Below are 13872 nucleotides of genomic sequence, written 5' to 3' on the forward strand. Positions count from 1 at the left end.
TCCCTGTGGGAGAGGGCCGGGGTGAGGGGAAATAACACCACAGGACTCACCGCAATGGCATATACCACCTTTTCACAGACGAAAAACGACCAGCTCAAAGAGCCGATGTTCTTCGGCCAGCCGGTCAACGTGGCACGCTACGATCAGCAAAAATATGACATCTTCGAAAAGCTGATTGAAAAGCAACTCTCCTTCTTCTGGCGTCCGGAAGAAGTTGACGTTTCCCGCGACCGTATCGATTTCCAGGCGCTGCCGGAACACGAAAAGCACATCTTCCTCAGCAACCTGAAGTACCAGACGCTGCTGGACTCCATTCAGGGCCGTAGTCCGAACGTGGCGCTGCTGCCGCTGATCTCGATTCCTGAGCTGGAAACCTGGGTAGAAACCTGGGCGTTCTCCGAGACGATCCACTCCCGCTCTTACACCCACATCATCCGCAACATCGTGAACGATCCGGCGGTGGTGTTTGACGATATCGTCACCAACGAGCAGATCCAGAAGCGCGCGGAAGGCATTGCGCACTACTACGACGAGCTGATCGAGATGACCAGCTACTGGCATCTGCTGGGCGAAGGCACGCATAACGTGAACGGCAAAACCATTACCGTAAACCTGCGGGCCCTGAAAAAGCAGCTGTACCTGTGCCTGATGAGCGTTAACGCGCTGGAAGCGATCCGCTTCTACGTGAGCTTCGCCTGCTCCTTCGCCTTTGCCGAGCGCAAGCTGATGGAAGGCAACGCCAAAATCATCCGCCTGATCGCCCGTGACGAAGCCCTGCATCTGACCGGGACTCAGCACATGCTGAACCTGCTGCGCAGCGGCGCGGACGACCCGGAAATGGCTGCGATTGCCGAAGAGTGCAAGCAGGAATGCTACGATCTGTTCGTGCTGGCCGCCCAGCAGGAGAAAGAGTGGGCAGACTACCTGTTCCGCGACGGCTCCATGATTGGCCTGAACAAAGACATTCTGTGCCAGTACGTGGAGTACATCACTAACATCCGCATGCAGGCTGTGGGTCTCGATCTGCCATTCCAGACGCGCTCTAACCCGATTCCGTGGATCAACACCTGGCTGGTGTCCGATAATGTGCAGGTTGCGCCGCAGGAAGTGGAAGTGAGTTCTTATCTGGTCGGTCAGATTGATTCTGAAGTCAACACCGACGACCTGAGCGATTTCCAGCTCTGATGAGCCGCGTAACGCTGAGCCTTTCTGGTACAGAGGTGTTGTGCCAGGAAGAGCACCCTTCTCTGCTGGTGGCGCTTGAAGCGCATCAGGTAGAAGTAGAGTACCAGTGTCGTGAAGGCTACTGCGGCTCCTGCCGCTGCCGTCTGGTCGCAGGCCAGGTAGACTGGCTGACCGAACCGCTGGCCTTTATCAGCGAAGGGGAAATTTTGCCCTGCTGCTGCCGGGCAAAAGGCGATATTGAGATCGAGATGTAATTATGTCGGGTGGCGCTTCGCTGACCCGACCTACAAAACCGCAGTTCGTAGGCCGGGTAAGGCGCAGCCGCCACCCGGCAATTTCAGCGTTTATCCTTCAAAAAGCTCACCGCTTTATCCGGGAAATCCGTAAACAACCCGTCCACATCCGCCTGGTTATACAGCACGTCGTAAAGCTGATTCACGTCCGTCGCATACTCCGGCAGCTGGTCTGCGCGTACGGTATACGGATGCACCTGCATCTTGCTCGCATGCGCCTCTTTCACCATCGCCGTCAGCTTCACGTGACCCGGCGTTGAGCCTTCCGCCACCAGCATGTGGTAATCCGGCCCGATGCCGTCGGCGTACTGCGCAATCTGCTTCATCGCGCCCGGCTTAAACATCCAGTCATAGCTGTAGTTCACCCACTTCCCGTCCGGCTGTTTTTCCTGGGTTTCATTCCAGTCGGTATACGCAATCAGCTGCACCAGATTGAGATCCATCCCCATTTTCGGCTCCAGATCGGTTTTGATGCGCTTCAGTTCCGCGGCGTCGAAACATTGCAGAAAAACCTTATCCTGCTTGCTGGTGTAGCCGTACTTTTTCAGTACCTCCAGCGTCTTCGCGGCAATGTCCTTCCCTTCCTGATGGTGGAACCACGGCGCTTTGATTTCCGGGTAGATACCGATATTTTTTCCTGTCGAGTGGTTCAGCCCCTGAACAAACTCGATCTCCTCTTCGAAGGTGTGAATACGGAAGTCAGACTTGCCCATCGGGAAACGTCCCGGATAGACCTGTACCTTCTTACCGTTTTCAATCTCGAAGCCCTCGGTAAACTTCAGCGAGCGGATCTCCGCCAGCGTGAAGTCGATGGCGTAGTAGCGACCATCTTTACGGGCGCGATCCGGGAAACGTTCCGCCACGTCCGTCACGCGGTCAAGATAGTGGTCATGCAGAACGACCAGCTGGTCGTCCTTCGTCATCACCAGATCCTGCTCCAGATAATCCGCGCCCTGGGCATAGGCCATCGCTTTTGCCGGCAGCGTATGCTCCGGCAGATAACCGCTGGCGCCACGGTGGGCGATCACGATCTTATCCGCCGCCAGCGCGGAGCCTGTCATCAGGCCCGCCAGCAGCAGACCTGTCGCTAACTGAGTTAATTTCATCGCAATGCTCCTTATTGACGACGCGCCAGCACTTCGGCGTGGTGACGTTTTTCACCAATCATCACAACAACCAGCAGCAGAACAGCCAGCACGCTGCCGCCAATCATCACCATAAAGCCGCCATCCCAGCCGAAGAAGTCGACGGTGTAGCCGACGATGGCGCTCGCAGCGACCGAACCGCCGAGGTAGCCAAACAGACCGGTAAAGCCTGCCGCCGTGCCTGCCGCTTTCTTCGGCGCCAGCTCCAGGGCATGCAGACCAATCAGCATAACCGGACCATAAATCAGGAAGCCGATGACGATCATACAGGCCATATCCACACCCGGATTCCCCGGCGGGTTAAGCCAGTAAACGACCGTCGCGATGGTGACCAGCGTCATAAAGAACACGCCCGTCGCCCCACGGTTGCCCTTAAACACTTTGTCCGACATCCAGCCACAGATCAGCGTGCCGGGAATGCCCGCGTATTCATACAGGAAATAGGCCCAGGAGGATTTATCCAGCGCGAAGTGCTTCACCTCTTTCAGGTAGGTTGGCGACCAGTCGAGGATGCCGTAGCGCAGCAGGTAGACAAATACGTTTGCCACCGCGATGTACCACAGCAGCTTGTTCGGCAGCACGTACTTCATGAAGATCTGCTTTGCCGTCAGCTCTTCTTCGTGCTTCTCGCTGTAATCATCCGGGTAGTCGTTTTTGTACTCTTCAATCGGCGGCAGGCCGCAGGACTGTGGGGTGTCGCGCATCAGAGCGAAGGCGATAATCGCCACCAGAATGGCGCCAAAGGCTGGCATATAGAGCGCGGCATGCCAGTCGTTGAACCAGGCCATCCCCAGCAGGAACAGCAGCGGCGGAAGCCCGCCCCCGACGTTATGCGCACAGTTCCAGACCGAAACAATTCCACCACGCTCTTTCTGTGACCACCAGTGAACCATGGTGCGTCCGCATGGCGGCCATCCCATCCCCTGGAACCAGCCGCAGAGGAACAGCAGCACGAACATGATGGCAATGCTGGAGGTCGCCCACGGCACAAAGCCCATGAACAGCATCACCGCTGCCGCGAGGATCAGACCGGCGGGCAGGAACACGCGCGGATTCGAACGATCCGACACCGACCCCATAATGAACTTCGAAAAACCGTACGCGATGGAGATCCCCGACAGCGCAAATCCCAGATCGCCGCGAGAGAAGCCCTGCTCCACCAGGTACGGCATGGCGAGCGCAAAGTTTTTACGTACCAGATAGTACGCCGCATACCCGAAGAAGATCCCGAGGAAGATTTGCCAACGCAGACGGCGGTAGAGAGGATCAATCTCTGCCTCTGGCAGTCGCGCCCGATGTGGCGCAGGTTTAAAGATACTGAGCATAACAGCCTCCGTGGCCTTTCAAAAAATGACCGGGCATCTCGCGCCCGGCTACAGAGGCGGCGATGTTAAGAAATCACGGTGAATGTTACTGTGAATCAACGCACAGATTGTTACAGAAATATGACAGAATGCGCAAAAAAGCGCATGAAATCACGTTTCACTTTCGAATTTCGCGCGTTTATGTTCGAAATCAAACAAACCACACGATCAATGTGGCTAAATGCTAAAAAACGAACATAGAGGAAAGGCAATGACAATTCACGATCCACGCTTCAGCGATGTGATTATCATTGGCGGTGGCGCGACGGGTGCCGGCATCGCACGCGACTGCGCCCTGCGGGGATTGAGCGTCACGCTTCTGGAACGCCACGATATCGCCACCGGCGCGACGGGACGTAACCACGGTCTGTTGCACAGCGGCGCCCGCTATGCGGTCACTGACGCTGAGTCAGCGCGCGAGTGTATCGCTGAAAACCAGATCCTCAGGCGCATCGCCCGCCACTGCGTTGAACCGACCAACGGTCTTTTTATCACCCTTCCAGAAGATGACCTCGGCTTTCAGCAAACCTTTATCACCGCCTGCACGGCGGCAGGCATTCAGGCCGAGGCGATCGATCCTGCGCAGGCGCGCCGTCTTGAACCCTCGGTAAACCCGGCGTTACTGGGCGCGGTAAAAGTACCGGACGGAACCGTTGATCCTTTCCGCCTGACCGCCGCCAATATGCTCGACGCGCGGGAACATGGCGCCCAGATCCTGACCGGGCATCACGTCACCGGGCTTATTCGTGAAGGTAATACCGTGCGCGGGGTGCGCGTGTTTGATGCGCAGTACAACGAACACCGCGAGCTGTATGCCGCCGTCGTGGTCAACGCGGCGGGGATCTGGGGCCAGCGCATCGCGGAATACGCGGACCTGTCGGTGCGCATGTTCCCGGCGAAAGGCTCGCTGCTGATCCTCGACCACCGCATCAATAACCATGTCATCAACCGCTGCCGTAAACCGTCTGACGCCGATATCCTCGTGCCGGGGGACACCATTTCGTTAATCGGCACGACCTCAATGCATGTGGACTACAGCGAAATTGATTACAACCGCGTCACCGCTGAAGAGGTGGATATCCTGCTGCGCGAAGGGGAAAAGCTGGCCCCGGTGATGGCGCAGACGCGTATTCTGCGTGCCTACGCGGGCGTGCGTCCCCTTGTCGCCAGCGATAACGATCCGAGCGGGCGTAACGTCAGCCGCGGCATCGTGCTGCTCGATCACGCCGAACGCGACGGCATGGACGGGTTTATCACCATTACCGGCGGCAAGCTGATGACCTACCGGCTGATGGCCCAGTGGGCCACCGATGCCGTCTGCCGTAAGCTCGGCAACACCGCACCGTGCGTGACGGCGGAACAGGCTCTGCCCGGCTCGCAGCAATCGACAGAAAAAACGCTGCACAAAATCATTTCACTCCCTGCCCCGCTTCGCGGTTCGGCGATTTACCGTCACGGCGACCGCACCCCAACCTGGCTCGGTGAAGGGCGACTCAGCCGCAGCCTGGTGTGCGAATGCGAAGCCGTGACCGCAGGCGAGGTGCAGTATGCCGTGGAAAACCTGACGGTGAACAACCTGCTCGATTTACGCCGCCGCACGCGCGTCGGGATGGGCACCTGTCAGGGGGAGCTGTGCGCCTGCCGTGCCGCCGGGCTGCTGCAACGTTTTCACGCCACCACGTCAACCCAGTCGCTTGCCCAGCTCAGCGATTTTTTAAACGAGCGCTGGAAAGGCATTCAGCCCGTCGCCTGGGGCGATGCCCTGCGCGAAAGCGAGTTTACCCGCTGGGTCTATCAGGGGCTTTGCGGTCTGGAGAAGGAGCACAACCATGAAATTTGATACCGTGATTGTGGGTGGGGGGCTGGCGGGCCTGCTGTGCGGCCTCAAACTGACGCAGCGGGGTCTGCGCTGCGCCATTGTCACTCGCGGTCAGAGTGCCCTGCACTTCTCTTCCGGCTCGCTGGATTTACTGGGCGCGCTATCGTTCGCCGATCTGCCGCCTGAACATCCCTACCGCCTGACGGGCGCAGAGAATATGGCCCGCTTTGCCTGCGAAACCGAACACCTGCTCACCACCTGCGGCGCACGCATGCAGGGTGACGCCGAGCAAAATCATCAGCGCGTCACGCCGCTCGGCACCCTGCGCGCCGCCTGGCTTAGCCCGGAAGAGGTGCCTGTCGCCCCCATCGCTGCCGAGCGCGTGCGGGTGGTGGGGATCAGCGGCTTCCTCGATTTCCAGCCACATCTGGCCGCCGCGTCTCTCAGACAGCAGGGTGTTAAGGTGGATACGGCGGAGATTGATCTCCCCGAACTCGACGTGCTGCGCGAAAACCCCAGCGAGTTTCGTGCGGTGAACATTGCCCGCCTGCTGGATAATGAAAGTTATTGGCCGCAGCTGTACGCGGCGCTTCAACCGCTCGGCAAGACCTGCGACGCCCTGTTTATGCCCGCCTGTTTTGGCTTAACGGACAACCGGCTCTGGCGCTGGCTCTCGGCGCGCCTGCCCTGTACGCTCGGTTTACTGCCGACGCTCCCCCCTTCCGTGCCCGGCATTCGTCTGCACACCCAGCTTCAGCGTCAGTTTGTTGCCCAGGGTGGCGTCTGGATGGCAGGCGACGAGGTGAAAAAAATCACCCTGGCTGAGGGCGCGGTAAGCGAAATCTGGACCCGCAACCACGGCGACATCCCGCTTCGCGCACGCTTTACGGTGCTGGCAAGTGGCAGTTTCTTCAGTAACGGTCTGCTGAGCAGCCGGGATGGCGTGCGTGAGGCGATCCTCGGTCTGGACGTCCGGCAAAGCGCTTCCCGCGCGGACTGGTATCAAAGCGATTTCTTCACCCCGCAGCCCTGGCAGCAGTTCGGCGTGATCGTCGACAGCCAACTGCGCCCGCGGCTGGGCGGGGAACCGGTTGAAAATCTTTACGCCATCGGCTCGGTTCTGGGCGGGTACGATCCCGTGGCGCAGGGCTGCGGTGGCGGCGTCTGCGCCGTCACTGCGCTGCATGTCGCGGAGCAGATTATCCAGCGCAGGGAGGGAGCACAATGAACGACACCCAATTTGAAAGCTGTATCAAATGCACGGTCTGCACCACGGTTTGCCCGGTCAGCGGCGTCGATCCGCGCTATCCCGGCCCGAAACAGGCCGGTCCCGACGGGGAGCGTCTGCGCCTGAAGGATGGCGCGCTCTACGACGAGGCGCTGAAATACTGCATCAACTGCAAACGCTGCGAAGTTGCCTGCCCGTCGGACGTGAAAATAGGCGATATCATCCAGCGCGCCCGCGCCCGCTACAGTACGCAAAAACCGACGCTGCGTGACGCGATACTGAGCCACACCGATCTGATGGGTAGCCTCTCGACGCCTTTCGCGCCGGTCGTCAATGCCGCCACCGCCCTGAAGCCGGTGCGCAGGCTGCTGGATGCGACGCTCAAAATCGACCATCACCGCAGTCTGCCGAAATATTCTCACGGCACCTTCCGCCGCTGGTTTAAATCCGTGGCGGCAGAACAGGCGCAGTTCTCTGAGCAGGTCGCCTTCTTCCACGGCTGCTACGTGAACTACAACCATCCGCAGCTGGGAAAAGACCTGCTGAAAGTGCTGAACGCCATGGGAACGGGCGTTCAGCTGCTGAGCAAAGAAAAGTGCTGCGGCGTTCCGCTGATTGCCAACGGTTTCATCGACAAAGCGCGCAAGCAGGCGAGCAGCAACGTCACCTTTTTACGCGAGGCGATCGTCGACAAAGGCATACCGGTACTGGCGACGTCGTCAACCTGTACCTTCACGCTGCGCGATGAATATCCGCATCTGCTGGATGTAGATAACACCGGCCTGCGCGAGCACATTGAGCTGGCGACCCGTTTTCTCTGGCGCAAACTGGACAGCGGGCAGACGTTACCGCTGGGCAAATTGCCGCTGAAGGTGGTGTATCACACGCCATGTCATATGGAGAAGATGGGCTGGTCGATCTATACGCTTGAGCTGCTGCGGCTGATACCGGGGCTGGAGCTGACGGTGCTGGACTCACGCTGCTGCGGCATCGCAGGCACGTACGGCTTCAAGCGTGAAAACTACCCAACGTCACAGGCCATTGGCGCGCCGCTGTTCCGGCAGATTGAAAAGAGCGGCGCAGATATCGTGGTGACGGACTGCGAAACCTGCAAGTGGCAGATCGAGATGTCCACCAGCAAACGCTGTGAACATCCCATTACCTTGCTGGCAAAAGCGCTGGCGTAACCGTTGCCGGGGACACGGCCCCGGCACACTCTCACTCCACGAACAGCGATTCGACGACGTTGATCCAGCCGTGCTCGCTGGCGACCTCTTTCCCGTTCAGCCAGCGGCGCAGCATGTTCAGCGCCATCATCGCGCACACCTCCTGACGCACGGCCAGGCTGTGGCGGGTAATGCTCATCCTGACCCGCAGGGCGTGCATCCCTTCCGGCGTTGCCAGGGCAAAGTTGAGGTGCTCCTCATCCAGCCCGCCCACAAACAGCGCCAGCCCGGCGAAATGCTTCACTCTGCGCTCGGACGCCCAGCGCGCGGTCTGCGCCAGCGTCTCCTGCTGGAACGGCACCACTTCACTGGCCAGCAGCGGCGCACCCGCCCGGGTAAGCTGAAGCGCCAGAAGCCCACCGGTAAACTGCTCGCTTAACGTCACGCTCAGCTGGCGGGACTGCAAATGCGCTGCGATCTGCGCCGGCAGCCCTTCCGTTCCTTCGAAAATCAGGCTTTCCCCGGCGACGCGCTGCACTTCCGGCCACAGCGCCAGCATGGCGGCTTTCTCTGACGCCGGTCCGGTCAGCTTCAGTTCAATAATCGGCATGGAGGAGCGATAGCCCATCGACACGCCGGGAGGCAGTTGCAGGTGTTCGAGGCTCTGGGCCAGATCGCTTTCCGAGCGACCAAAGGTGGTCAGACGCAGGCACAGCGGCGGTTCAGGCAGCGTAAAGCGCGCGCGCAGGCGCGGCAGGATCTGCTGCTCGACCATCACTTTAAATTCCGACGGGACGCCCGGGGTGAAGAACATCAGGCAGCGGTTCAGCTGAACGGCAAACCCGCAGGCGGTGCCGACCGGGTTATCAATCAGTTCCGCGCTGGCGGGAATTTCAGCCTGCTTGCGGTTGCTGGGGGCCATCACGCGGCCACGCCCGGAGAAAAAGCGCTCCATCTGTGCCAGCCACGCCTCGTGCAGAACCAGGCCTTCGCCTTTGGCCGTGGCGGCGGCCAGCGCGCTGAGATCGTCGCTGGTGGGTCCCAGCCCGCCGTTCACAATCAGCACGTCGCAGCGTTCGCTGCGCTCGCGAAGAACGTTGACCAGCGACTCAAGATTGTCACCTACGGTGTTGCGGCGCGTTAACGGTAATCCTTGCTCAAAGAAGAGATCGGCGAGCCAGGCGGCATTGGTATCAATGATTTGCCCATGCAGCACTTCGTCGCCAGTGGATAACATTTCCACATTTATCATTGTGTTCTCCCATTTCAATGGTCAAAACACTATAGCGCAATCGAAGACCGGGGGAAGAGAGAAACTGGCGCGACTGAACGCCGCGCCGAGAGGATTAGAAACCGGCGCTCACGCCAATGTACGGGCCGTCTGCCAGGGCGTTGTCGCGGTTGCCGTCTTTACCGGCCAGGTTCAGATAGCGATAGCCCGCTTCGATGGTGATCGGACGCATGATGGTCCAGCGCGCGCCGGCATTAGCTTCCTGATAGCTGTCGATACCGCTGGAGAGGGAATCCGGGGAGTAGTAGTACTCACCGAACAGGCCAAAGCTGTCGCCAATTTTCCACTGCAAGCCGCCACCCACTGCCGCCGCGTAGCCTTCGTCGCCGTCGTTCGGGTTGGTGTAAATGCCTTTACCGCCGACGGTCGCCAGGAAGGGACCCAACGGCACGTTGAAGCCGAGGCCCAGGCTTGCCGCATCCCCATCGTCGTCGTTGTGCGTCCAGCCGCCGGTCATTGCCAGGCCTGCGCTATCCGTGCCAAGACCAAAGCCCAGATGGGTATAATCTTGTCCCGCCGAGCCGTTGAAGGAAATTGCGTTTGCCGCTGCTGAAACAAACATCAGGCCGCTTAAGCCCATTAATGCCACTTTTTTCATTGTCGTGATCCCGCACAATTTATTCAGAGATGTCCAAAAACCGCGAGATTTTAACCTGACTGCCTGTGTGATCAATGGACTCCGCGTGCGGCGGGCAATTAGTTTGTAACGATTTGATAATATCGGCATTTATACCAGCATCAGAAAGCGCATTTTCACGCTCAGCCCACCCAGATTTTCACTGGGCATCAGCTGAAGATGGCTGCGGTGCAGGCGGGCAATATCGTTAGCCAGCGCCAGGCCAATGCCGGACCCGGCGGCATCGCCCACGTTATCCAGCCGATGAAACGGCAGCATGGCCTGGGAGATCTGGTCTTCAGCAATGCCCGGTCCGCTGTCCTCCACGCTCAGCTCAACGGCATCGTTAGCCGTGCGCAGGTACACCGTCACGACGCCCTGCTCCGGCGTGTATTTGATCGCGTTCTCCAGCAGGTTGGCGCAAAGTTCGCCCAGCAGCACGTCATCCCCCTCAATCATTACCGGCTGCTGTACGCCGTCATAGCCGAGATCGATACCCTTACTTCGCGCCTGCGCCAGCCGGGAAAAGCAGCAGTTTTGCACCACCTGTACCAGATCGACAGGCGCAAACTGTCGCTCCCCCTGCTCTTTTCGCTTCACCGCCGAAAGCTGCAACAGCCTTTCCGTCAGCACGATGGTGTTATCCAGCGTGACGTTCATCGCCCGTAAGCTCTCCTGCCACAGCGCCGGATCGTCACGCGTCAGGGCAACCGATACCTGGGTTTTCAGCACCGCCAGCGGCGTTTTGAGCTGGTGTGAGGCGTCGGCATTAAAGCGCGCCTGCCGCGAAAGCACGCCGCGCAACCTGTCGATATAGCGGTTAAATGCCACAATCAGCAGCCGCGTTTCCGACCAGGGCAGCAGCTCCGGCAGCGGGGCCAGCAGCCCGGGCTCACGGCGCACCATCAGCGAAGAGAGCTGCCGCATCGGGCGCAGCACGCGACGCAGCAGCCAGGCGGTCAGGACCAGCGTCAGCAGCACCAGCAGCCCCTGCGACACGAGCGAGGAAAACAGCAGCTGAGTGGCCAGATAGCGCCGCGACTGCAACGTTTCGGCGACGTAGATTTCCGCCATGCCGAACACACTGTCCTCGTTAACCGGCTGGAGCAGCTTCGCCACGCGGATCGCCTGCCCGCGATACTCGGTATGATAAAACCACGCCAGCGCCGGATAGTGGGAGGTGCGCGACGTGGAGGGGGGCATATTCGGCAGATCGTCATAGCCGGAGATCGTCCGCCCGTCAGGGTCCACGACCTTGTAATAGAGGCGATCGTTCATGTTCAGCTCAAAGCTGTCGAGCACGACCCAGGGCACGTTCACCTGGAGCTTGCCGTTGTGCACCACCAGCCGCTCTGACACCGTGCGCGCCGAGGATAACAGCGTGCGGTCATAGGCCTGCGTCGCCGCCTGTAGCGCGCTAACGTAGCTGTTAAAGGCTGACAGCCCCCATAACAGCAGCAGCGGCAAACCCAGAAAAAGCAAAAGTTGCAGGTAAAGCGACTGCGGCTTAACCCACTTCATCGCCGCACTCCAGCACGTAGCCCAGCCCCCGCAGGGTGGTGATCCGCACGCCGCTGCCGGTCAGCTTCTTACGCAGGCGGTGAATATAGAGATCGATGCTCTCGGGGCTGACGTCGTCGTTCAGGCTGAATACCTGGTCGAAAAGCTGTTGCCGGGAGACGGGACGGGTCCGGCGGTGCATCAGCACCTTCAGCAAAGAGAGTTCGCGCGGCGTGAGGGAAAGGGGTTCATCGCGAAGCAGAAAAAAGCCTTCATCATCGTACTCCAGCTCTCCCAGCCGCTGGCGCTCCTGGGTTCGTCCTTCGCTGCGGCGCAGCAGCGCGCGCAGGCGGGCATCAAGCTCCTCCAGCTCGAACGGTTTCGGCAGGTAGTCATCCGCCCCGGCATTCAGCCCCTTCACCCTGTCTGCCACGTTGCTGCGGGCGGTAAGAAACAGCACCGGCAGCGTCTGCCCGCGCTTTCTCAGGCGATGCACCACCTCCAGCCCGTCGAAGCCGGGCATGCCGATATCAAGGATCGCGACGGCATAGTTTTCTCCCTGCAAAAGATGATCGGCCGCCCGTCCATCATTGACGCAATCCACGGCAAATCCGTTTTGTACCAGCGCTTTTTCCAGCCAGTGAGCCAGCTCACGATTATCTTCCGCCAGTAAGAGACGCATATCACATCCTGTAAAGTTGGTGTCGCAGTGAAAGGGAAATGAAAGGTTATTGTTTTAACAATCACGCAACGGAACCGCTACAAGGTGGTTCACATAATCAGAAAAAATACACCCGTACCCGTACTCCCGGTTCTCCGGCGTGAGGATAAACGATGAAAAAACAATTACTTTCTACCCTTGCTGCAAGCGTATTGCTGTTGAGTGCCTCTGTCGTCCAGGCGCAGGACGCGCCATCCCGTACCGAATGTATCGCCCCGGCCAAACCCGGCGGCGGCTTCGACCTGACCTGCAAGCTGATTCAGGTCAGCCTGCTGGAGACGAAGGCCATTGAAAAACCGATGCGCGTCACCTACATGCCCGGCGGCGTGGGCGCGGTAGCCTATAACGCCATCGTCGCGCAGCGCCCTGCCGAAGCGGGCACCGTGGTGGCCTTCTCCGGCGGTTCGCTGCTAAACCTGTCGCAGGGGAAATTTGGTCGTTATGACGTGAATGACGTGCGCTGGCTCGCCACCGTAGGCACCGATTACGGCATGATCGCCGTGCGCGCGGACTCTCCGTGGAAATCCCTGAAAGATCTGCTGACCGCCATGGAAAAAGATCCGAACAGCGTGGTCATTGGCGCGGGCGCCTCTATCGGCAGCCAGGACTGGATGAAAGCCGCGCTGCTGGCGCAGCAGGCCAAAGTGGATCCGCACAAGATGCGTTACGTGGCCTTTGAAGGCGGCGGCGAGCCGGTGACGGCGCTGATGGGCAATCACGTCCAGGCGGTATCGGGCGATCTCAGCGAAATGGTGCCCTACCTGAGCGGGGATAAGATCCGCGTGCTGGCGGTCTTCTCGGAAAACCGTCTGCCGGGCCAGCTGGCAGACGTCCCAACCGCTAAAGAGCAGGGTTATAACCTGGTCTGGCCGATCATCCGCGGCTTCTTCGTCGGGCCAAAAGTGACCGACGCCGAGTACCAGTGGTGGGTGGATACCTTCGCAAAACTTCAGCAAACCGAGGAGTTCAAAAAACAGCGCGATCTGCGCGGGCTGTTTGAGTTCAACCTGAACGGCAAGCAGCTGGACGAGTATGTCAAAAAACAGGTGAATGACTACCGCGAACAGGCGAAAGCCTTTGGTCTGGCGAAATAACCGGAGGCGCTATGAGCGATCGCATTTTTGCCGGGATATGGCTGCTGCTCTGCATTGGCGGCATGTTCGTCGCCTGGCAGATCCACAGCGAATACAGCTATGAACCCGTGGGGCCACGCCCCTTCCCCGTCGGCATTGTCGGCCTGATGCTGCTCTGTTCGGTGGCGCTGCTGCTGCGCCATCCGGATACCGTAGAGTGGCCGCCACGCCGTACGCTGCAACGTCTGCTGGTAATGGTAATTGTCCTGCTGATGTACGCGTGGGGCTTTGAGTGGCTCGGCTTCCCGATTGCCACCGCCCTGCTGACGATGGTGATTGGCATACTGTTTAACGCCTCGCTGCCTGCGGCGGGGATCTCCGGGGTCGTACTGGGCATTTTACTCTGGTACGCCTTCGACCGCCTGCTGGACGTGACCCTGCCGCTCGGCGCATGGTTTAACTAACGGAGCA

The 13872-nt window shown here is 59.5% G+C and carries 13 protein-coding genes; 7 read left to right on the forward strand and 6 right to left on the reverse strand.

Annotation, left to right across the window (positions count from 1 at the left end):
- Positions 1-54 precede the first annotated feature (54 nt).
- On the forward strand, positions 55-1185 hold the full coding sequence (gene nrdB / locus L463_RS03885) for a class Ia ribonucleoside-diphosphate reductase subunit beta (RefSeq protein WP_026080618.1): 1131 nt from the start codon (positions 55-57) through the stop codon (positions 1183-1185).
- On the forward strand, positions 1185-1439 hold the full coding sequence (gene yfaE, locus L463_RS03880; protein ID WP_003859419.1) for a class I ribonucleotide reductase maintenance protein YfaE: 255 nt from the start codon (positions 1185-1187) through the stop codon (positions 1437-1439). The genes nrdB and yfaE overlap by 1 nt, the downstream gene beginning before the upstream one ends.
- An 83-nt stretch (positions 1440-1522) precedes the next feature.
- Here yfaE and glpQ read toward each other — a convergent pair whose 3' ends face one another.
- Complete coding sequence (gene glpQ, locus L463_RS03875) at positions 1523-2584, reverse strand: glycerophosphodiester phosphodiesterase (protein WP_032102719.1); 1062 nt, start codon at positions 2582-2584, stop codon at positions 1523-1525.
- Between the two features lie 11 nt (positions 2585-2595).
- A complete protein-coding gene (glpT, locus tag L463_RS03870) occupies positions 2596-3948 on the reverse strand; it encodes a glycerol-3-phosphate transporter (protein ID WP_003859423.1) in 1353 nt (450 codons plus the stop codon).
- A gap of 250 nt (positions 3949-4198) precedes the next feature.
- Here glpT and glpA point away from each other — a divergent pair, with 250 nt between their 5' ends.
- Genes glpA through glpC form a run of 3 tightly spaced genes read left to right on the forward strand, consistent with a single transcriptional unit; the run spans position 4199 to position 8221 of the window.
- Positions 4199-5827 carry an anaerobic glycerol-3-phosphate dehydrogenase subunit A gene (gene glpA / locus L463_RS03865; RefSeq protein ID WP_015572285.1) on the forward strand — a complete coding sequence of 543 codons (1629 nt, stop codon included), beginning with the start codon at positions 4199-4201 and terminating at the stop codon, positions 5825-5827.
- Positions 5817-7034: a glycerol-3-phosphate dehydrogenase subunit GlpB gene (gene glpB / locus L463_RS03860; protein WP_032102721.1), complete on the forward strand. Its 1218-nt coding sequence runs from the start codon at positions 5817-5819 to the stop codon at positions 7032-7034. Before glpA ends, glpB begins: the two co-directional genes overlap by 11 nt.
- Positions 7031-8221, forward strand: coding sequence for an anaerobic glycerol-3-phosphate dehydrogenase subunit GlpC (gene glpC / locus L463_RS03855; protein ID WP_032102722.1), 1191 nt, complete (start codon positions 7031-7033; stop codon positions 8219-8221). The genes glpB and glpC overlap by 4 nt, the downstream gene beginning before the upstream one ends.
- A 31-nt stretch (positions 8222-8252) precedes the next feature.
- Here glpC and L463_RS03850 read toward each other — a convergent pair whose 3' ends face one another.
- The 4 genes from L463_RS03850 to tctD all read right to left on the reverse strand — a co-directional run bounded on the left by L463_RS03850 (position 8253) and on the right by tctD (position 12289).
- A complete protein-coding gene (locus L463_RS03850) occupies positions 8253-9452 on the reverse strand; it encodes a nicotinamide mononucleotide deamidase-related protein YfaY (RefSeq protein WP_032673261.1) in 1200 nt (399 codons plus the stop codon).
- Positions 9453-9546: 94 nt separating this feature from the next.
- Complete coding sequence (locus L463_RS03845) at positions 9547-10089, reverse strand: YfaZ family outer membrane protein (RefSeq protein ID WP_017383419.1); 543 nt, start codon at positions 10087-10089, stop codon at positions 9547-9549.
- 129 nt (positions 10090-10218) lie between these two features.
- Complete coding sequence (locus L463_RS03840) at positions 10219-11628, reverse strand: sensor histidine kinase (RefSeq protein ID WP_032102724.1); 1410 nt, start codon at positions 11626-11628, stop codon at positions 10219-10221.
- Positions 11615-12289, reverse strand: a complete 675-nt coding sequence (tctD, locus tag L463_RS03835; RefSeq protein ID WP_017693014.1) for a transcriptional regulator TctD — start codon at positions 12287-12289, stop codon at positions 11615-11617. The genes L463_RS03840 and tctD overlap by 14 nt, the downstream gene beginning before the upstream one ends.
- A gap of 152 nt (positions 12290-12441) precedes the next feature.
- On the opposite strand from tctD, the gene L463_RS03830 reads away from it, so the two are divergent.
- Positions 12442-13422 carry a Bug family tripartite tricarboxylate transporter substrate binding protein gene (locus L463_RS03830; RefSeq protein WP_006811363.1) on the forward strand — a complete coding sequence of 327 codons (981 nt, stop codon included), beginning with the start codon at positions 12442-12444 and terminating at the stop codon, positions 13420-13422.
- Between the two features lie 11 nt (positions 13423-13433).
- Positions 13434-13865, forward strand: coding sequence for a tripartite tricarboxylate transporter TctB family protein (locus tag L463_RS03825; RefSeq protein WP_003859443.1), 432 nt, complete (start codon positions 13434-13436; stop codon positions 13863-13865).
- The last annotated feature ends 7 nt before the right edge of the window (positions 13866-13872 follow it).

It is taken from the genome of Enterobacter sp. BIDMC 27, from assembly GCF_000534415.1.
Classification (GTDB): Bacteria; Pseudomonadota; Gammaproteobacteria; order Enterobacterales; family Enterobacteriaceae; genus Enterobacter; species Enterobacter hormaechei_C.

Excerpts from the sequence above, each read along its gene's own strand:
- nrdB (WP_026080618.1), top strand. The coding sequence starts at position 55 with ATGGCATATACCACCTTTTCACAGACGAAAAACGACCAGCTCAAAGAG.
- yfaE (WP_003859419.1), top strand. The coding sequence starts at position 1,185 with ATGAGCCGCGTAACGCTGAGCCTTTCTGGTACAGAGGTGTTGTGCCAG.
- glpQ (WP_032102719.1), bottom strand. The coding sequence starts at position 2,584 with ATGAAATTAACTCAGTTAGCGACAGGTCTGCTGCTGGCGGGCCTGATG.
- glpT (WP_003859423.1), bottom strand. The coding sequence starts at position 3,948 with ATGCTCAGTATCTTTAAACCTGCGCCACATCGGGCGCGACTGCCAGAG.
- glpA (WP_015572285.1), top strand. The coding sequence starts at position 4,199 with ATGACAATTCACGATCCACGCTTCAGCGATGTGATTATCATTGGCGGT.
- glpB (WP_032102721.1), top strand. The coding sequence starts at position 5,817 with ATGAAATTTGATACCGTGATTGTGGGTGGGGGGCTGGCGGGCCTGCTG.
- glpC (WP_032102722.1), top strand. The coding sequence starts at position 7,031 with ATGAACGACACCCAATTTGAAAGCTGTATCAAATGCACGGTCTGCACC.
- L463_RS03850 (WP_032673261.1), bottom strand. The coding sequence starts at position 9,452 with ATGATAAATGTGGAAATGTTATCCACTGGCGACGAAGTGCTGCATGGG.
- L463_RS03845 (WP_017383419.1), bottom strand. The coding sequence starts at position 10,089 with ATGAAAAAAGTGGCATTAATGGGCTTAAGCGGCCTGATGTTTGTTTCA.
- L463_RS03840 (WP_032102724.1), bottom strand. The coding sequence starts at position 11,628 with ATGAAGTGGGTTAAGCCGCAGTCGCTTTACCTGCAACTTTTGCTTTTT.
- tctD (WP_017693014.1), bottom strand. The coding sequence starts at position 12,289 with ATGCGTCTCTTACTGGCGGAAGATAATCGTGAGCTGGCTCACTGGCTG.
- L463_RS03830 (WP_006811363.1), top strand. The coding sequence starts at position 12,442 with ATGAAAAAACAATTACTTTCTACCCTTGCTGCAAGCGTATTGCTGTTG.
- L463_RS03825 (WP_003859443.1), top strand. The coding sequence starts at position 13,434 with ATGAGCGATCGCATTTTTGCCGGGATATGGCTGCTGCTCTGCATTGGC.